The sequence below is a fragment of the Arcicella aurantiaca genome (assembly GCF_003148625.1).
In the GTDB taxonomy this organism is placed as follows: domain Bacteria; phylum Bacteroidota; class Bacteroidia; order Cytophagales; family Spirosomataceae; genus Arcicella; species Arcicella aurantiaca.
The window spans coordinates 23,547-44,352 of the sequence record NZ_QGGO01000014.1 but is presented as its reverse complement, the minus strand read 5'-3'; the positions used below and the strand labels follow the sequence as shown (position 1 = coordinate 44,352).

15 protein-coding genes are annotated in these 20,806 nt (G+C 34.0%); 8 read left to right on the top strand and 7 right to left on the bottom strand.

Annotation, left to right across the window (positions count from 1 at the left end):
- Window positions 1-105: 105 nt before the first annotated feature.
- Window positions 106-948, bottom strand: a complete 843-nt coding sequence (locus LV89_RS13865) for a TspO-related membrane protein (protein ID WP_109743507.1) — start codon at window positions 946-948, stop codon at window positions 106-108.
- Window positions 949-1,389: 441 nt separating this feature from the next.
- Here LV89_RS13865 and LV89_RS13860 point away from each other — a divergent pair, with 441 nt between their 5' ends.
- The 7 genes from LV89_RS13860 (at window position 1,390) to LV89_RS13835 (ending at window position 6,256) form a co-directional block, all read left to right on the top strand.
- Window positions 1,390-1,539 (top strand): lmo0937 family membrane protein, encoded by a 150-nt coding sequence (locus tag LV89_RS13860; RefSeq protein ID WP_109743506.1) that lies wholly within the window; start codon window positions 1,390-1,392, stop codon window positions 1,537-1,539.
- A 40-nt stretch (window positions 1,540-1,579) separates the two neighbouring features.
- A complete protein-coding gene (locus tag LV89_RS25190) occupies window positions 1,580-1,756 on the top strand; it encodes a hypothetical protein (RefSeq protein ID WP_158279584.1) in 177 nt (58 codons plus the stop codon).
- Window positions 1,757-1,926: 170 nt separating this feature from the next.
- Entirely contained in the window at window positions 1,927-3,111 is a 1,185-nt protein-coding gene (locus tag LV89_RS13855; RefSeq protein WP_229201519.1) for an AI-2E family transporter, read from the top strand.
- A gap of 213 nt (window positions 3,112-3,324) precedes the next feature.
- Window positions 3,325-3,981, top strand: a complete 657-nt coding sequence (locus tag LV89_RS13850; protein WP_109743504.1) for a porin family protein — start codon at window positions 3,325-3,327, stop codon at window positions 3,979-3,981.
- A 261-nt stretch (window positions 3,982-4,242) separates the two neighbouring features.
- Window positions 4,243-4,698 carry a hypothetical protein gene (locus tag LV89_RS13845; RefSeq protein ID WP_109743503.1) on the top strand — a complete coding sequence of 152 codons (456 nt, stop codon included), beginning with the start codon at window positions 4,243-4,245 and terminating at the stop codon, window positions 4,696-4,698.
- Window positions 4,699-5,330: 632 nt separating this feature from the next.
- Window positions 5,331-5,654, top strand: a complete 324-nt coding sequence (locus tag LV89_RS13840) for a YtxH domain-containing protein (RefSeq protein ID WP_109743502.1) — start codon at window positions 5,331-5,333, stop codon at window positions 5,652-5,654.
- A gap of 149 nt (window positions 5,655-5,803) precedes the next feature.
- Window positions 5,804-6,256 (top strand): hypothetical protein, encoded by a 453-nt coding sequence (locus tag LV89_RS13835; protein ID WP_109743501.1) that lies wholly within the window; start codon window positions 5,804-5,806, stop codon window positions 6,254-6,256.
- Between the two features lie 86 nt (window positions 6,257-6,342).
- Here LV89_RS13835 and tamL read toward each other — a convergent pair whose 3' ends face one another.
- The 5 genes from tamL to LV89_RS13810 all read right to left on the bottom strand — a co-directional run bounded on the left by tamL (window position 6,343) and on the right by LV89_RS13810 (window position 18,939).
- A complete protein-coding gene (tamL, locus tag LV89_RS13830; RefSeq protein ID WP_445422191.1) occupies window positions 6,343-8,784 on the bottom strand; it encodes a translocation and assembly module lipoprotein TamL in 2,442 nt (813 codons plus the stop codon).
- Between the two features lie 93 nt (window positions 8,785-8,877).
- Window positions 8,878-13,836: a translocation/assembly module TamB domain-containing protein gene (locus tag LV89_RS13825; protein ID WP_109743499.1), complete on the bottom strand. Its 4,959-nt coding sequence runs from the start codon at window positions 13,834-13,836 to the stop codon at window positions 8,878-8,880.
- 316 nt (window positions 13,837-14,152) lie between these two features.
- Entirely contained in the window at window positions 14,153-14,878 is a 726-nt protein-coding gene (locus LV89_RS13820; protein WP_109743498.1) for a hypothetical protein, read from the bottom strand.
- A 347-nt stretch (window positions 14,879-15,225) separates the two neighbouring features.
- Window positions 15,226-17,043: an alpha-amylase family glycosyl hydrolase gene (locus tag LV89_RS13815; RefSeq protein ID WP_109743497.1), complete on the bottom strand. Its 1,818-nt coding sequence runs from the start codon at window positions 17,041-17,043 to the stop codon at window positions 15,226-15,228.
- Between the two features lie 474 nt (window positions 17,044-17,517).
- Window positions 17,518-18,939 (bottom strand): aldehyde dehydrogenase family protein, encoded by a 1,422-nt coding sequence (locus LV89_RS13810; protein WP_109743496.1) that lies wholly within the window; start codon window positions 18,937-18,939, stop codon window positions 17,518-17,520.
- Between the two features lie 202 nt (window positions 18,940-19,141).
- On the opposite strand from LV89_RS13810, the gene LV89_RS13805 reads away from it, so the two are divergent.
- A complete protein-coding gene (locus LV89_RS13805) occupies window positions 19,142-20,140 on the top strand; it encodes a helix-turn-helix domain-containing protein (RefSeq protein ID WP_109743495.1) in 999 nt (332 codons plus the stop codon).
- A gap of 59 nt (window positions 20,141-20,199) precedes the next feature.
- On the opposite strand, the gene mog is transcribed toward LV89_RS13805, so the two are convergent.
- Window positions 20,200-20,727 carry a molybdopterin adenylyltransferase gene (gene mog / locus LV89_RS13800; RefSeq protein ID WP_109743494.1) on the bottom strand — a complete coding sequence of 176 codons (528 nt, stop codon included), beginning with the start codon at window positions 20,725-20,727 and terminating at the stop codon, window positions 20,200-20,202.
- Window positions 20,728-20,806 lie beyond the last annotated feature (79 nt).

Here is a 20,806-nt window from a genome sequence, read left to right as displayed (position 1 = left end):
TTTTGAAAGTTGTCTAATCTGTGGTCTATCCATTGCGGGTAAATAACTTTCGAGAAGTTCTTTCGGATAATTAAGCTTCCCCCAAAAACTTATTAAACACTATACTTAATGTACCTCCACTAATTCTTTCCTTTTGGTAAATAATAATAAGGTAGAAGACATCAAAATTGCTATCACCATAACAACTATCCCTAAACCTGCACTATAAACAATGTATTTATAGTAAATCGAATCCTGAGTTCTGGCAATAATAATGCCTGTCAAAGCCCAAATTACTGCCAGTGCCAAATAACTATTTCTTAATTTAATGGTAAGTAAAAGAGCAATAAAAGCACCTGTCAAAATCATGATACTTGCCCACGATTGACCCGAAATTCCATCTAAAAGTATTCCATTCGCAACTAATAGAGCCGTTACATTGGCAATGGTTGCAATGCAAATCCAGCCTAAATATGCCCCAAAAGATGCTTTTACAAAAAATCTGACCCAACCCGTCAAATATGGCTGAACTTCACGGAGATTCAAATTGATTTTAACTAAAGTCACCAAAATACCAAGCATTATTAAGAGCGATAATGGTAAAATTTCATAATGCCAAGCCACAATCCAAAGAGCATTAAAAGTAGCGTTGATGATAAATAGAAAACCAATGGCGTTGAGAATCATAGCTAAATGTGGTTCTGGCTTTTTACTTAAAAAAGATTTAAACTGATAGATGCAAAAGCATAAAAGCAGAAAGTAAATCACTCCCCAAATTGAAAAGGTTATCCCCGCAGGAACAAACAAGTTAGGGTATTGATTGGATAATTCTCCTGTTGTTTTTCCATTAATGGGTAAACCATTTGCCAAACCATTCATGATAACCATGATGATAAAAAATACAAAATTCAGTACCTGAAGTAATTTTATTCGGGCTGATGTGATAAAGGTTTTTTGAATATTTTCCATAGCATTATTATTAATATTTAGTTTTTAGTCTATTCCGAAATAGAAAGTTTAAACAGGTTCAGCCTCAAGAATTTGCTTTCTTTTGACTTCCATTTCCTGTTTTACAATAAACACCGCCTGTCTATTTGGTTTTTCGTATCGTTTCGTGTAAACCTTTTTAAATTTTGCTTCTAAAAATAAAATCGTTGAAGAATAATAAACTGCTTGATTATCAAATTTGTTTCTTCGTTTTTGAAAGATTTTACACGAAAGGACACCACTTTAATGCCACCTTTCCTTTACTCACAAAATCTGAATTGTTGGGGTTAAATTTCCACAGTTTACCCATTTTTCAACCCATTCTATATTGTATTTCTACATAATGGACTGTTTTTCAGAATGGTATAAGAATTTAATGATGATTGTTGAATCAAAAATTATAACATTTAAACACTAAAAATTATGAGAAATCTATTGTATATCGTTGCCGTAATATTAGTTATTGGATGGTTGTTAGGCGTTTTTGCTTACAGTGCGGGAGGTATTATTCATATCTTACTTGTGTTAGCTATTGTATCCATAATCTTGTCGCTTATTCGTAGAGGAGTATAGTTTTGGATTTAATAATCATGAACCTTTAACTTTTACTATCATGGAACAAATCACTTTCGTATTATCATCGTTCGGTATTGTTGTTTTGGCTGTATTATTTGGATTGACCTTCTCGAAAATTGAAAAAGATTATCTTAATTCTGACCCTTTCGCCAGCAAAGATTTTGATTCGTTCCTGAAGAAAGTTAAAGGTAATTCTTCAAGAATTCGTTATTGATTATGAGGCTAATTGCCTAAGTAACTTTAAAATATTTTGTATTGCTTCTTGCTAAATTTAAAACTTATTAAACACGCTTCGTTCTTATTTAGGATGAAATATAATTGAGAATATTGTGTGGAGAGGAGTGATTTCATTCCTCTCTTTTTTTGACCATGATTGAAAAGCCCATGAAATCTAACTATCCGTATATCATCAAACTGGCATTTTCGCTGATTTGTGTGACAATTTTGGTGTATTGGCTCAAAGTATTAGAAGATATTTTAGTGCCGCTATTTGTTGCTATTATTTTGGCAATGGCACTTTATCCAATTGATAAATGGCTTGAGAAAAAAGGAATGGGTAGGGTTTATGCCATTACTATTTCTCTGATTTTATTCATGGTTGTTACTGCTTGCTTAATTTGGTTAGCTTCAAATCAAATTGTGAGTTTTGGTGAAATGTTACCACAGTTACAACAAAAATTCACCACGCTTTTTGCCGATTGTCAGAAATTGGCAGAACGTTATTTACACGTTGGCAGAAATACCCAGATTGCAAAATTAAAGCAGTACGGTCAGGGAATTATTGGTGGAGGCGGAGGTTCTTTTTTCTCTTCGGCACTTTCAACGACTGGCAATATGCTTGGAAATTTATCGCTGATTCCCATTTATATGTTCTTTTTGCTTTATTACAGAGATTTCTTTAAAATGTTTTTCTACAAAGTTTTTCCCAATGTCAGGCGTTATACTATTGATACAGTCCTCACAAAAATCTATGAAGTTGTGCATAGTTATCTTACAGGATTGATAACAGTGACCGTTATTGTTGGAACATTGAACACGATGGGCTTACTAATTTTAGGAATTGACTATGCTGTGTTCTTCGGTTTTTTGGCAGCAGCATTACTGATTATTCCCTTTATTGGAATATTAATCGGGTCAATTTTACCCATAATTGTTGCTTTAATTACCAAAGATTCACCGATGTATGCAGTTGGCGTAGCAGGCGTTTTCATCTTTGTTCAGTTTTTAGAAGGCAATTTTATTACGCCCCAAGTGGTTGGTTCAAAAATTAGTATCAACGGATTAGTTGCTATCATTGCCTTATTATTAGGGTCGGCACTTTGGGGAATTGCAGGTATGGCTTTGTCATTACCCACAACGGCAATCTTAAAAGTCATCTTCGATTCTGTGCATGAATTAAAACCCTATGGTTATCTTTTGGGTGAACCAGACCATAATAGGATATTGCAAGAAAAGAAAAAACGAATGAGTGAATTTATGCCTGATTTAGTAGAAACCATTACCGAAACCACCGAAGATGTGAAGTCATTGGTGAAAAGAAGAAAAAAAGCTACCAAATCATCAGAATAAAAACTTCGTAGATTGTTGTCATGAGAGTACCTTTCGAGGTACTCTTTTTTTGTACATAATTATCCATGAACGAGTAAATTATCCGCATTTTTCCTAAAAATGGGGTACTTTTTACCCATATTTTATCAAATTATTCATATTGTCTCAATGGTATAATCATTTTATATATTCAAGTGTAAATCAATCAACGAATTAGAAATCAAATAGATAATTATGAAAAAGGTAATGTTAGTAGCCATTTTGGCAATATCGACATTAAGTACGTTTGCTCAAGAGAAATCATTTACGGCAGGTCTTCGATTAGGAGCAAATTTGTCTCAGGTAAGCGGTAACGATTTGTCATTTTCGTCGGGTGGAAAAGTTTTCAATTTTAGTCCCAACGATACCCGAGCTTATGGTTTTGTAGGAGGCGTTTTTTTAAGATTTGGGAAAACAATTTTCATTCAGCCCGAAATTTTGCTTTCTCAAAAAGGAGGAAAATTCAATGTTTTTGAAGACGGAAAAGCCAGTGGAAAAACCATTGATTTGAAATTGACCAATTTAGATTTACCCATTTTGGTTGGAGTGAAAATTGGGAATGTCCTCAGAGTGAATGCAGGTCCTGTTGCCACTTTTAAATTATCCGATAGCGGAAATTTAGGAGATAGCATTGAACAATACCAAGGACAAAAGGCAAGTGAAATTTTTAATAATGTAACGCTTGGGTATCAGGCAGGAGTGGGCTTTGATATTGGAATGTTGAATTTGGATTTCAGATATGAAGGAAATGTGAATGATGTGGTGAATGTGAAATTTAGTAATCCGAATACCGCCGCAAAATTTGCTTCAAAAGGAAACTCTTTACAAGCGACTGTCGGAATTCATTTTTAAGTAGGGGTTGGGTGAACTGGTTTATTAAGTTATCCCCAAGATTATTGACTATTGATTCGATTTACGATTGACGAACTGGGGTTTTAATCGTAAATCGAATTATTCGTCAATCGTAATTACTTATATGAAATTCCTAAAAAATGGAATTGAATAGAAAATTCCCCAAAAGTGGACAATGTTGGGGTGTTTTCTCTACAAAATTCTACGAAAAATGTTTTTTTAGTAACTGGAACGAATTTTTAACTTAAATTTTAAATAACAATGAAAAAGAATGTATTGGTTTTTGCAAGTCTCTTGATATTAGGTTCTTTCACCATTTCTTCATGCTCAAGAAGCGAAAAAAAGGAAATTGCTGAAAAAACGCAAGATGCACAAGACAAAGTTTCCAAAGAAGTTGATGATGTTGCTTCGGATGTAAAAGAAAAAGCCGCCGAAACTGCTGATGATTTAAAAGCAGAAAGATTGGAAATGGCTAATAAAATTGAGCAAAAACGAAGCGAATTGAAAACAGAAATTTCTGAAATGGATGCTAAAATGAATAAAGCAACCGATAAAGAAAAAGCACGTTGGAAAACAAGAAAAGCTAAAATTCAATCTAAAATCGACGACTTAGAAAATTCCTTATCTGAAGTAAAATCAGATACCAAACAAGGTTGGAAAGAATTTAAAGCAGATTTGAACAAAAAAATTGACCATATTCAAGAAGATATTAAGTAGTTTTTAAACCTCTTTTTTGAATACACATTTCATCAAAAAGCATTAGTAAGTTTAATTCATAGTGGTTAGATTGTGAGAAATAGGGAGCATTTTTTGCTCCTATATTCTTCTTCTTTCATCACCATAATGAATAAATTATAAGTGGTTAGGTTGTAGTTAAACAGGGAAATTTATTGATTTCCCTGTTTCTTATTAAAATTGCAATCGACTCGATATAAAAAGATTTTAATTGGAAAAAGACTGGTTAGATTGTGGAAGTGGTTCTTCCACATTTCTTTTGCATAAAGAAATTTTCACATAGGTGATAATTTTCAAGTTGTTGAACCGCCATTCACAATTTGAGATGGCAATTCTGACCTCAGATATTTTCAAAGATTTTATAATTTAAGCAGTTAGGGTTTTGGTTAAAGGAATGGCTTGATGGGCTATTCCTTTTTTGTTTTATTTTGCCTAAGATGAAGGTTGATAAGCCTGTTAAGTTACTGAGCGTTTTGTATTACTCAATTTGGTACACTTTCTACAATTTGGGGAGCATCTTTCTCAAAAAAAGAAGATTTTAGGCTTGAAATGTAATGGAATGAGATTTTTAAGATTAATCGTGAAATAATTAATTTTTAACTCAAACTATTATCATGGAAACTACAAAAGAACAACTTGTCAAAGAAGCTGCACAACACAAAGCAGAAACATTGGATAAAAAAGTAGAAGTTTTGAAAGCAGAGGCAACTGAGAAAATCGATGATGTAAAAATCGGAGCGGTGAATTTGGCAGAAAATGCCTCTGAAAAAGCGGAAGATTTAAAAGAACAAGCAACGGATATTTGGGAGGAAATAAAGGACAAAGCATCTGAAACGTATGAAGAGACAAAAGATAAAGCCGAAGAAATAAGTGACAAAATCGCTGATAAATACGAACAATTGAAAGAAAATGTGAAGGCTGTTTCTGCAAAATTTTAAAATTTAGGCTTAAAATAATTCTCTAAAAATTTTCTAAATAAAAATCAAGCACGGTTTTTGCTTGATTTTTATTAGATTTTCTGCAAATATCCGTTTTGTATTAACCTCACAAGTTCAATCATAAGAATGTACTACCGAAAATTAAGACTATGAAAATACAAAGTGAAGAAACCTTGAAATGTTTGATAAATATTTTCAAGATTAATGGTTATCGTATTGAAGTTTATAAGAAACTTGTTAATACGATTTATAGCCCCGAATTAAAACGCTCTTTTCAAAACCAAGCAGATGAATCGGCTTCAATCGTTGAAAAATTAAATCATATTCTTGATGAATCTTTTGAAAATTCTGATAGCCCTGTTTTATTTGAAGATGCTCAAATTGACCAATCTCAATTTTATTTTGGGATGGCTCAAGCATCTAAAAACGTTAGAACGATATTGGTTTCCTGCCAGTTTGGAGATGAATTTTTGATAAAATCATATCAAAAAATTTTAGCAATTTTTGAATTTGAGGCATTTAATCCTTTAAAAGAATGTTTAACCACTCATTTATCAAGTTTAAAAAAAATGTCGTTTGATTATGATAATTATGCTTTCTGAATAAAATCTCAAATAGTCCCTAAATCCTAACCCCTTGTAGCATTTGTGATGTATTGCCAAAACTCGCAAATCACAACTCACAATTATTAGAAGGGATAACCAACGGCAATATTTAATACTAAATTCTCGCTTCTCCATTGAGAATCCTTTAAATCAAAATTTTTCAAAACCCAACGTTCTCCTTCGGGTAAATACGGCTTGTGTACAGGCGTAGCCAAGTCGAATCTAAGTACCAAATAACTAAAATCTAAACGTACCCCAACGCCTGTTCCAATGGCAATTTGTTTATAGAAGTTTGAGCCAAAAACAGCATCTTGTCCATAACTATCTGCATCTTTTTGCATCCAAACATTCCCTGCATCAATAAAAAAAGCACCATTGATATAATTGGTAAATTTTGCTCTCAATTCTGTATTTAATTCTAATTTAATATCCCCTTGTTGACTTCCTAAAAGTTGACTACCAATTGTTCCATTTGAAAAATAGGCACCTGGACCAATAGCACGTGCTGCAAAGGCTCTAATACTGTTATTTCCACCAGCAGAATATTGCTTACTTGGTGGTAAATAGAGCGAATTTCCGTAAGGTAAGCCATAGCTAAAAAGAAATCTGTTTGCTAATTTTAGTGATTGAGTCAGTGAATAACTATATTTAAAGTCAGTATCAAAGCGGGCATATTGAGCGTAACTAACACCAACCAAAGTTTCTGCTGAACCTTGTTGGGGACCGATTCTGGATAATAAACTTGCTAAATTTCCTGCTACTTCAATTCCTCCCGAAAATGAAAATAAATGCCTACTTCCGATTTTGGCAATTGGAGTATAATTAACTGTATAACTTGAACTCATTATTAGTTTATTATCCAATAAAGCAAGGATAGCAATCGGGTTATCGCTACGAAAAATATCATCCAAAAACGCTTCTGACATATTGCTTGATTTAACCAAACTTATAGAAATTGGCGTTAGTGAGTGTTCAACAGTATTGTTCTGTTTCCAAGCATAACTCATCGTAGTATTCAAAGATGTTAAATCATACAATCCACTTCTATTTTGAAGTTCATAGCCAATGCTAATATTTGTTTTTGGTAAGGCTTGATTTCTTACAGGATTTATTTTTACGAATGGAATAATAAATCTTGGAATAGACATACTACTTACAATCGAATAACGACTACTATTCACTGCACCAAGTGTAGAACTTATGCCACCTACTTGAAAGTCTAAACCCGCAGTGGCGGTTATTTTGAATAATTCTGCTCCTTTAAAAGTGTTTTTATTCAACCACGAAAGACTCAAATTTGTACCTGTAAAGTTGTTTGATTTCGTAACACCGTTAATATCCGCTTGAAATGATTTAGCTTTTAGAGGCGTTAAATAATAGAACACATCCAACAGGGCGGAGTCGGAGCGAGGTACTAATTCAAAGGTATTTTTTACAAATTTGAAATTACCATTTAGGTTAATTAACCTCGAAAGTGAAATATCTTGAATATTACTGCTATATCGCCCACCTCTACGAAATGCAATGGCTTGTGAAAATATTTTTGGATTATAAGACTGGGTTTTATCGTTGATTCTGATACCGTTAAAAATAATCTCTTGGTCTTTTTTTGCACTATCGGCAAAGATTTTCTCCCCATAATCTGCCAATACGTGAACGTCTCTAATTCTGTAATTTTTTCGGGCAACTTGCGAAGTCGTAGGCTTGATTTCTACCGATAAATTGACCTTATGATTTCCAACGGATGAATCTGCTTTTACGATGATAAAATCAGGCTGAAAATAATAAAATCCTCTCTTTTTGAGAATGTTGTCAATACGATTTCTTTCTCCCGAAATTAGCTCAAAACGATAAGGAGAGCCTTTTTGTAGCAAAGAGTTTTGTTTTGCGTTTGTAAATGCTTTGCCTAAAAGACTTGTATCTTGTGGTGAAAATGAAACACTGTCTAAGTAATATCTTTGGTGAATGGTGGCAGTATAAACTGCCGTTGATTTACGGTTTTTCTCGATTAAATCCCCTTTGGCAAATGAACGAAAATAACCTTCATTATTCAGTAATAAATTGATTTGTTTGACATTGGCAGCCGTGACACTTTTGCTTGCTAAAATAGGTGGTTCGCCAAAGCGTTTTCTGAAAAAACTCTTAAATCCCTTGTCATTTTTGGGTTCACCAAATAGATAATAAAACCAAACTTTATATGGAAAACCAAACAAATTGGCGTTGGGTTTGGGCTTTACAAATTCAGTAAGTTGTGTCTGAATATTTTTAATTTCCGATTTATTAATGGCAGAATCAGCTACCATTTTTACGCTTGCTCCTGTATATAAACTTTCACCTGCGGGAAGTTTTTTTGTCACCGAACAACTGCTCAATAGCACAACTAAAAGGATGAGCAGAAGACTGTGTTTTACAGAAGTTTTATATATGTTTTCGGATGTATATACTATTTGACGCAAGTCAAATTTGAGACGCAAAAACCTCACCCCCAACCCCTCTCCGATGGAGAGGGGAGCATTCGACCCCATTTTTCTCCCCTCTCCATCGGAGAGGGGTCGGGGGTGAAGTTGTGCGTCAATAAGTATATAAGTCCGTATGTTTTTTATCACTGATGGCATAAATTAGTTCGTTTTCTGTTTTTTCTGGAAAACTTCATTAAACTTTCCGTATTCCATTGTTATCGTAAAACCAATACCCGTTTCTACAATAAATCCTTCTAAAACCGACTGAAATTGATTTTTACGGAAGGCTTTGAATAAATACCTTCCATCGTTGGTTAGTTTATAATTTACGTTGATATTATCGAAAACCTCCGCAGGATTTCTACTGATTTTTGAGGTATTTTCTAATTCAAAATTTCGCCCAACTTTTACCTCAATTTTATCGTTAAAGAATGCTTTTGAAAGTCCTAAACTAAGGTCGGTACGACTGCTGGATACCCCGTTGAAAAAGTCTTGGGTTGATGATAAATTAACATCAAGATTAACTCCTTTTATCAAATCAGAAGCAAATCTGTCTAATTGGTCAGACAATAATTTACTAACACTTTGTCTTGCAAAAGCCTCCGCATTTACTCCGCCACTATTAGTAGAAAAGAAATCTGAAGACTTTTCTGAGAAAAAACGATTGAGAATTAGCAGTGCAAAAACCTGTTTGTTAGTTTCATTCATTTCCAATTTTGCTAATCTGTCTTTAACATTGGTAATCACATCTGTGGAAACCAATCTTTGCGTTTCAGAAGCCTTTATTTGGAAAGAAACATCTGGTTTTGATAATTTTCCTGCCATTGTTAGAAACACATCAAAATTCATCTTCTGACGGTACAAAGCGGTATTTTCAGTAACAGAATTTTCCATTAAATCCAACGGAGCGGTATTGGCGGTATAAATTGCCGTAATATTTACATCGGCATTCATAGGGTCGCCCGTCCATACAATATTGCTACCTTTTTGTATAGAAAATTGCTTTTTAATAACCTCGAAAGTCAAGCCATATTTTCCTTCTGTTAAATCATAAGAACCCAAAATATAAGGTTGTCCGTCGGCAGTGAGTCCTGCATTTAAGCGAGCATTGCCTCTAACTACAAGATTATCACCATTTATTTCATCAACAACAATCGTAAATTCCGATTTTTCATCAGCTTCAATATTCAATGAAATTTCCGATAACAAATCGTTGGTAAACCTTTGAAGTTGTGTTGAATCAATTTTTACATTGCTACTATCTTTATGCTTATTATTTACAAAAACCACAACCCCTTCGCTTTCACTCAATTCGTCAAAGCTATCAGGCACAATTACTGAAATTTTACTATTTTCACGAACTTTAATATCTCCTTCAATTTTTGCTTTTTCCGAAACTCCCTGCAAACTTAAATTAGCATCTACAAATCCTTTTCCGTAGAAAAAACCATTGTCTTTTCGGGTAGAATTTAGCACCATAAAGTTTTTGGTATCAATTGTTAAGTCGTATTTTACCGACGGAATATTGCTCAAAACAACTGTACCATCAACTTTTAAAGGTTGATTGAGCGTATCACTTACCGTAAATTGTTTCAAGCGAATGGTCTGTCCGTCAAAAATCAGATTTTGTTCATCAATCAAATATCGGCTTCCTAATTGCGAAACATCAAAGGCAACTTTGCTAAAGTTTAGATTACCTTTCAACAGTGGATTGTCCGTAGAACCTTTAATACTTGCTTGTCCGTTCAGATTTCCTTTGGCACGTCTCAATTGTCCAAAACTAAACGCCTCCACCGTTTCAGCAGCCAACTTATTGATTATCAAGTTGAGGTCGAGCGAGTTTTTCGTATTCAAATAATAATTTCCTGCTAATTGAATATCATTATATTGATTTAAAATACTTGCTTTGGCGGTTATTTTATTGGCAGTTTCATTAAAAACATTCACCTTCAAATTGCCAATGGGCGTTTTTTGAAAACGGAAATTAGTCACAAGCACATCGCCTGTAAATGACGGAGATTCCATATAATTACTCAATAGAATTTTTCCATCAATTTTGCCACCCGCCAAGGTAGAATCTGGCACAAATAGCGTTACAAAATTTTGAATATCTAAGCTATCCGCAGAAATATCAATTGGACCATTTGGGGTAGAAGTGGTGCTATTCACGCTAAGTTTTTGAATTCCCCTTTCAATATGGAAATGATTGACCAATAATCCCGATTTTCCGTATTGAATATAGCCCGTAGAATCAACGTTCCAAGAAGCATAATTTAGCAATAAACCGCCTTTCTTAAATTTGATTTGATACTGATTATCAATGTTTTGCACCAAACCAATAACTTGATGGCGGTCTTTTTCAAGAGAATCCTTAAACGTTGCTTTGAAGTTTGCTGTATTGTTATTTACGTCACCTGTTAAACTCGTTTTACGTATTTTAAATCCTGTTAAATTGACACCGTCCAATCCTCCATTATAGGTTAAATTATTGGCATCACCTGTCACGGTAAATTTTACTTTTGATACTTGAATGGTATCATATTCAAGATAAGTCAAGGTTAAATTTGCTCTTAAAATAGTATCTGCCTGACTGTTGATATTTGCCGTAAATCTTGAAGTATCCAATCGGGTAAGTGCAGGGACAAATGCTTGTAAAAGTGGATGTTTTACAAATTTGGCATCAATGAGTAAATTATAAGGCGTAGTAATTGGTTTGTAAGCAACGTCAGGAATGACAAAATATCTGTTAATTGTTCCAACAATAATATCCGAAATTTGTAAGTAATTGAAATTTCCTTTCAGGTTTGCTTTTACAAAAGGAGCATCAATCGTGATTTTTTTGCCTTCAAGATTATTACTTGCGGTCAAGGTAGTGTTTTCAATTTTGATGGGCTTCCCATCTTGCAATAAAGTCCCCTGATTAATCGTGATTGTTCCACTCGGGTTATCAGGGTTTGTATTTTGCATATCAACATCTATATCGCCTCTAATACCAATATTGTCAGCATACAATCCGAGGGCTTTTAAATTCAGTTCGGCAACTTTTACATTTCCTTTTATACTTGGAAATGGCTGAGAAATATCAAATTTTGAATCAATAGCTACGCTAATATTTGGGTCTTTGATATTGCCTTTTAATTCAGCAATTTGATTCGCCAAACTTGCCTGTAATATTACATTCTTGTAGTTATAGCCTTGTAATTCAGCTTGTTGTATAGTGCCGTTTACGCTTGCTTTCATCGTTTTGGGGGCAAGTCCTGTACCTTTAACATCGGCTGAAAGCGAGATTTTTCCAATTTTTTCAGTTTGCTTCAAGAATTTACCCATTTCGAAATTCTCAAAAGCTATTTTTCCATCATATTGTTGATTTTTATCTGTCGTGATGTTGATTAATTTCCCATTGAATGACGCATTGCCTAAGTCAGATTTGAGCGTGGTATTCAATGCTAAATTATCCAATTTGCCATTTATTTTTCCGAGAATTACTACTTTTTGAGGTAATTCAAGGCTATCAGGAATTGAACCTTTTGGAGCAATTTTTAATAAATCTTTTTTGGTAATTGATAATTCTTGAACGTTTAGATTTAAAACCGTTTTATTGACATCAGGCAAACCCGTAATTTGCCCTTGTAAATTGAGTTTTGCGTGTTCAAATCCTGTCATGCTAAACTGCGAAACTTTCATGTTATTGATTGTTCCTGTAATGCCGCCATTGAATTTCAACACTTCTTTTTCATTCCCTTTAAATGGTGGCGTTTCTGACAAATTTGGAGCTAACAGTAAAATATCTTTAAATGCCAATTGGCTATTTTTGATGTTAGTTTTTATCTTAACTTTTCCAATATTATTAGTTAACTCATTGAAAGAGTTATAATTCAATACAAATTCATCTCTTAAAATTGACTGAGGAGTTTTGAATAAAAGCTTTTTAAGAAAAGTCTGTTTGTTGGTGTAGGCAAAATCTGTTTGGAGATTTTGTAATTCAAATCCAGATTTTTCTTTAAAAGAACCACTATAAATCCAACCAGAAATTTTATTTTCTGAATAATACAGACGTTCTGAATTGAGTTTTAAATTGTTTATTTTTAGGTTATTATAATCAATCCCTTTTTTCTGTAAAGGCTGGTTTTGGTCTTGATACGCAATATTGTTTTTATCAAAAATGACTTTATCAACTAATACTTTCCAATGGTTAGGTTGAGTTGATGTGGTTGGATTTTGAGGTTTTTGAATGCTTTTTTTTCTTAAAAAAGTAACCGAAGCATCTGTATTGTATAAATCAACGGATTTTAAATGGATTTTTTCACCAGATAAATAAACTTGATTTGCTTTGGTATTTAGCCGACCTAATTTAACGGAATTGACCAATCCTGAAGTTTCTTCGAGTATTTTCCAATTTATATTTTTGGCGTCAAATTCTGTGAATGAAAAATCTAAAGTATCAGTTGAAGCAATTTCAATTTTTTTAACGCTTGGAATAGAAGCATATAACCGAAGATTCATATTGCCACCATCTAAAGCTAATTTGTCTAAATGGTATTTTGAGATGGCAGGGTCAAAACCAGAAAAAGACGTTTTGGCATCGTTCAAGTAAACTTTTGCATCAACTCCTGTTACATCATCTAAATATTTTACACTCACTTTATTGAGCCTGATATTGGCAATTTTATATTGTAAAGCAACGCCTTTTGTGGTATCAACTTTAGTTTTTGAATTGGGAGATTCAAACGATTTTAAGATATAGGCAAAATTAAATGCAGTGTCAGGTAGCGTTCTTTTGATGTTTACGTGGATGTTTTCGAGGTTTACTTCATTAATAGTTACTTGATTTTTTAACAAACCAAGCATATCCATATTTACATAAAGTTTTTGTCCCGCAAGGAGCGTATCTCCTTGATTGTCGCTAAAATATACCCCTTCCAAAGCTATCCAATCTGGGATTTTATAGCTGATTTTTTTAATGCTAAATGGCTTATCAATTTTTGATTTTAAATAAGATGTAACTCTATGAGTCAAGAAATCTTGTCCAGCGGAAGTCTGTAAATAAAAAAATAATCCTACAATGAGTAAGACTAAAGCTAAAAGAATGATACCTGTTATTTTAAAAAATTGCCGCATTTAGGATTGGATAAGTGGGAGGGAGGTTTTTTTGAGTATATGAGTGTTTGAGGATTTGAGGATTTGAATTGTGAGGATTTGAATGTTTGAATTGTGAGTATTTGAGTATTTGAATATTTGAGGATTTGAGTATATGAGGATGTGAGAAGTTGAATATTTGAGGATTTTAAATTTTTGTTTAATGTTTTGGTATTCAATTAGTTAGGTATTGCGAGCTGTAAATGTATGACTCTCAACTCACATCCTCAACTACTCAAATCCTCGCATCCTCAAACATTCAAATCCTCAAATCTTCACATCCTCAAATCAACCCTAATTATCTTTTAAAAGTAGTAGCGTCAAAAGTTGGATTGAAAACGATTGTTGAAGCGATTTTTACGTTTCGTTTATCAATACTACTATAATATGTTCCTGCTGATGGATAAATTATACCAAAATCTGACGTTACGTAAGTGTTATATTCCTTCGTGATTTCTTCGCCAGTTGATAATTTCTCCTTTTGTTTTGTCAATAAATTAGTAATATTATCAAAATACAAATCATACTTAATGTCTTTGCCAGCAAGTTCAATATGATGAACTCGTTGAGCTCCCACCACTTCTAAACCAACATAAGTTGCAATATAACCTTTTGATTGATAGTCATAAAATGGTGCAAACATATCCATCACTTCACGTTTCATATTTGCTTTTTCCTTGTCGCTAAGGTCTTTTACATCATAAACAATTGCTTTGTCACGGCTACCCGTTGGAATTTTATAAAATGCGTCTGTTGGATTGACTGCATAAATAAAACCACGTTTCATGATTGTTTTTGTTTTTATCATCGAAAGGTCAGGAATAGAAGCCTTCACCTCCATTTCATAGTCGCTCGGAGCATTCGATACAAAAGATTGCTTTAAAGAATACGTTTTTACTTTGTCCCAAAGTTCTTGTCCGCCCGCAGCTTTAATGTGATTTTGGAAAACTTCATCAGCAGTTTGAGAATAGGTATTGACCACAAAAATTGTCATCAATAGGGCAATCATGCTTAATTTTTTCATGCTATTTTTAGTTTACTAAATATGATAATGAACCTGTTTAAACTTTCTGTTTTGAAATACAAATTAATGTATTTTTGAAGTCTTTGAACTAAAATTTTTGAAACATAGCAGAGCTACGTTGATAAAATTTTGGTTTGAAGGGTTCTAAAAGACATGGTTTTAGTCGAAACAGAAAGTTTAAACAGGTTCAATTGCTAAAATACAAATTTAAGACGTATGAAGTCCGTTAAGTTTCTGATTCAGCTAAATTTTTAACGTTGTTTACTCAAAATAAGTATTTATCCTTTAAATCTAAAAAAGGGATACCGTAGTATTCCCTTTTTCTGTATATGCCCTCAGTCTCTCACTCAGTCTCTATCCTGCGAAAAAATTAATGCCGTGTAAGGGGCAATTGAAAATTGTGTATTGAAATGAAAACCATCATATTCACCTTGATTTGACGTAACATTAGTTGACATAAAATTGGCAAATTCTTTATCGTACCCTTCCCAATCACTGTTAAAACGTAATTTCCATTCACCTTCTGTGGGCATTCCTATTACGTAATCATCATAAGCGTTGGTCGAAAAATTTAAAACAACAATAGTGCTATCTCCTTTTCCGCCTTTTTGCCAACGATGAAAAGCAATGATTTTTCGGTCATCATCTACTTTTAATAATTCAGTATTTTGTCCAGAAAGTCCTTCTGTATTGTTCTCAAAATTTCTTCTCAACTGAATTAAATCACGATGAAGATTGACAAATCCGTTAAATTTCTTTTGGCGTTTCCAGTCGATAGGGTCTGTGTCAGAAAACCATTTATCCTCTAAAAGTGCCTGCCCTTGAAATAACATCGGAATACCCGCCGCAGTCATGACCAAAGCCACACCAAGTGACGCACGTTTTTTAGAATACCAATTATTTACGTCTCCTGAGGCAATTTCTTCTGTTACTCGTGCTTTGCCATTCGCTACTTCATCGTGCGATTCTGTGTAAATTACTCGTTTGAAAGAATCTCCACTATATTTATTCAAAATGGCAAGACTTACCTTTTCCATACTTCTGTGGGCGTCGTCTTGCGTAATAATTGCTTCTCTCACAGGATGTACGAAATCGGCATCCCATTGGATTCCAAAACCCAAACCACATTCTTTGCCAAGTGCGTCAGTAATTGAACTTAGCCCGTGTAAATCTTCCGCAATCGTTAATTTCCAAGGGAATTTTTCTGCCACTTCTGAGTTTATCCAACGTAATAAACTTAATCCTTCTTGCAAAGTCGTGTTAGGGTCTTCATCAGCATTTACATTGCGGATGTATGGAATCATATCCATACGCAAGCCATCAACTCTAAATTCTTCCAACCACATCATGGCATTATCTCGAATGTATTGTCGTACCTCTGGGCGACCATAATCTGGACGTGTGTCTCCCCAAGGAGTTTTTGCTCGCCAATCATTATAAAAATAAATGCCACCCATTCCGTTTTCGTTCCAACCGTCAAACTGCCACAAATCCATATCTGTTGGACCAAAATGATTATAGACTACATCTAAAATAACGGCAATTCCTTTTTCATGAGCCGCTTTTATCAAAGCTTTGAACGCATCTGCACCACCGTATTCCGACTCAATGGCAAATGGATGTGCAGGATTATAGCCCCAAGAATATCCCCCAGGAAACTCAAAAGGAGGCATAACTTCAATGGCGTTAATTCCTAAATCTTTTAGGTAATCAAGTTTTTCAATAACGCTATAAAAATCTCCAACTTTCCCTTTTTCTTTTACATGAAAAGTCCCGACATGAAGTTCATAAATGACTAAGTTGTTCCAAGATGGCATTTGAAAATTATCATCTTGCCAATCGAATAAAGTTGAATTATAAATGATTGAGTTACCAATTGAGTTTGTCAACGCTTTTGCATAAGGGTCATTTCTTTGCAATTTTTCATCAGCCGTTTCAATGCAAAATTTGTATTCATCTCCTGCTTTGGCACTCTCTACATTGGCACCCCAATATCCATTTTCTTCATGTTCCAACACATCATTTGAGTCATTCCAATCATTGAAATCACCAATTACACTTACCGATTTTGCATTGGGAGCCCATACTCGGAAGAAAACACCATTTTCATGTATAATTGCCCCCATTCCATTAATCTTGATTTTTTCAATTGTAGTATTTTCCATGATGAGTTTAGGTTTGAATAATCTTTAAACGTTGCTACTAACATTCAAATTTGTATTCCAATACCTAAATCAATGTTTTGGGGGGTTAATTCTACATAATTCTGTATTAATTGGGGATTTTTTTCTACAAATAATTGGATATAAGTAGGGTTATTATTTAGTTTTTACATAAAAAAGCGATATTTTCTCATATTTGAAGAAATACCGCTTTTGGATAGAAAAACTAAGTATAGACAACGACCTGACGTATTGGAATTAGATTTGACAAATTTTTGAAAGTTGTCAAATCTAAACAACATTATTCCAAAATATATTCTGATACATTATGTCGTACTCTATAAAAGAACAAATTAATTGATAATATAAATATTGTCATCATGACGTAGGGGCGTATAGCATATGCCCAAAAGGTCGAGATGTGGGCGTATGCTATACGCCCCTACACAATATCAATTTATTTATTCCAAATACTTACTAAATATATTTTACAAAAAACTTTATCAATTTTGAAACAAACGGCGTGTAAGGTGGGTAAATCATTTTGAACGTTCCAAATTTTTGACGCATAACTGCTCTCTGATTTGAAAATTCTATAAATCCCCAAATACCTCCTGACTTTCCAATGCCCGAATTGTTGACTCCTCCAAATGGAATTTCTGTATGTCCGTAATGAATCACACAGTCGTTAATGACTGTGCCACCTGCGGAGGAATTATCCATAAAATATTTGATATTACTTTCTTTGTTAGAATTGATGTACATCGCCAAAGGTTTTTCACGACTTTTGATTTGTCCTATCGCTTCTTCGTTTGTGCTAAAACTTAAAATCGGTAGAATTGGACCAAAAATTTCTTCTTGCATAATTTTCATCGAATCGGTTAGTGAAGAAAGAATCGTTGGTGCAATATAATTATCGGAGTCGTCTGTTTGTCCACCAATTTCAAGAGTAGCTCCATTTTCAACAGCCTCTTTCAATAAGCCATTTAAACGATTAAAATGTCGATTATTTACGATTCTGCAATAATCGGGAGACAGTTTTGGTTCGTTGCCATACATGGTGGTAATGGCAGATTTTAAAGAAGAAATAAGTTCTTGTGCTATACTTTTATGAACTAAAACATAGTCAGGAGCAATGCAGGTTTGACCATTGTTGATGAATTTTCCCCAGGCAATTTTTTCGGCGGCTTTTTTAATATTGGCAGTTTCATCAACAATGCAGGGCGATTTTCCTCCTAATTCTAACGTAACAGAGGTTAGGTTTTTCGCCGCTGCCGACATGACAATTTTCCCAATGGCTGGACTTCCCGTGAAGAAAATATGATTAAAAGGTAAGTTTAGTAACGTTTGTGACACTTCAACATCTCCTTCAAAAACGGCAACTTCATTTTCTTCAAATAATTCTGAAAGCATTTTTTTGAGTAGGGCAGAAGTATTCGGAGTCAATTCAGAAGGCTTTAACATAACGGTATTGCCCGCCGCAATGGCTTGTGCCAAAGGTTTTATGGAAAGATTAAAAGGATAATTCCAAGGCGAAATAATTAAGCAAACACCTTTGGGTTCAAATCTCACGTGTGCCGAAGTCCCAATCATGTTCATTGGCGTGGGAACAGACTGTGGTTTCATCCAAGAATTTAGATGTTTTAGTAGATGTTTAATTTCACCAACTACGCCCAAAATCTCACCTAAATTGGTTTCTGCAGGGTTTTTCTTAAAATCATTGAATAAGGCTTTCCCAATTTGCTCTTCATGGGCAATTGTCCAATCTAAGAGTTTTCGTAATTTATCTTTCCGAATTTTTGCATTGGTATTAGCAAGGCTTTGAGCGTTGTTTTTTTGGGCATTAAAAACGCTTAAAATATCTTGTTCAATGTCAATATTTTGTGTTGCGAGAGTCATAAAAATTTAGCTTGAAGATTGTATTTGAATATTCATAAAAATACGAAAAAAAAGGCTAAAATTGGCTTTTTCAATATTTTATGGTTATTTTACAATATGATTAGTATTTAAACGTATTTTTTTAGTAAAAAGAAATTCTTACTAAGTAGTTTTTGTAAAGTCGCCATACCGCCAAATTCTTCTTAGCTTAAACAAACTACCTATGTCCATCGTCAGCAATAATATCAAATACCTCCGTCGGTTAAATGGTTTGACGCAAGAACAATTCGCCAGAAGAATCGGAATAAAACGCTCATTATTAGGTGCTTATGAGGAAGCAAGAGCCAACCCTAATTTAGAAAATTTAAAGACCATTGCTCAAGTATTTGGTACTTCTGTTGATTCGCTTATCAAAACTGATATACGTAAAATCAGAGAAACACCCGGTATTAGTTTAGCTCAAAGTACAACGGGCATTATGCCACAGGTAGCTTCTCAAAGTCGTATGCAAGCTGAGCCAACGCCCATAGAAAGACCCTTTGCTAATACTCCAGAACCACAACCTGTTGCTAAAATTGTAGAAGATTTTTTTCAAGAAAAGGTAGAAGTTCAAGTTGCTCCACAACGTCCAATTCCACAACGGAGTTATTTAGCAGACAACGAAACTTCTTTTCAGCAATTTGTTGATAATCATCTACATACCTTTAGTAATTCTGCTAAAGTTGAAGTAGAGACACCACAAAAAAATGGTGCAAAAACGATTCCTTACATTAAGAATTCGGTAGTTAAAGAATACTTAGCAAATTGCCAACGCCCTGAATATTTGCGTGGATTACCTACCTTGTCACTGCCATTTATTTCTTCGGATAAAAATAGAGCATTTGAAATGGGGAGTGATTTCCCGATGCAAAATTCAATTGTGGTAGGGAGTGGAATTGCTGATTGGTCGGATATTCATGATGGAAAGTTTTATGTTTTGGTTACTACTCAGCAAGGCGTAATTTATCGAAGAGTTTATAATCAGGTAAAAATAAAAGGGGCTTTGTTATTAAGTTCTGATAATTCGAATATTCCAAGTTTTGAAATTTCAATCAAAGATGTTGTAGAAATTTGGGAAGTAAATTCATTTATTAGTCAACAATTGCCAGAACCACACATTTCATTAGAAAGAGTAAAAAGTTTAGTGGACGATTTGACCATTGAACTCGATAGACTAAGATAAGTTGTGAGGTTTAAGGTATGAGGTAGTAATTGATGGAAAAAATACCTCATACCTCATACCTAACTCTTCGGTCTAAATTCTTTTATAACTTCCTGATTACATACCAAATAAGGGCCTTCAATCAAGTCTATACAGTAAGGAACAGCAGGAAAAACAGCGTCTAAACATTGACGAATAGCTTTTGGTTTTCCAGGTAAATTTATGATTAACGAATTGCCACGGATACCTGCCGTTTGTCTTGATAAAATGGCAGTAGGCACATATTTTAAACTTTCTTGACGCATTAATTCTCCAAATCCGGGCATCATTTTCTCGCAAATAGCTTCCGTTGCTTCTGGCGTTACGTCTCTTTTTGCAGGGCCAGTTCCACCAGTTGTCACAATAAGGCAACATTTATGAATATCCGCCATTTCTTTTAAAGCTTCCGAAATTAAATCTTGCTCGTCAGGAATTACTCTATAAACGGTTTCAAATTCCGAAATCAAATATTCTTTCAACGTTTCTACGACTGCTTTGCCGGGAATGTCCTCATAAATACCCGCACTGGCACGGTCAGAGACATTAATTACACCAATTTTAATGTTCATTTTAATTTTTTATTAACTGATAGATAGCCAACATTTAGGATATAAAGTCAAAAATACATTCTTTTATTTTGTTCTTCTA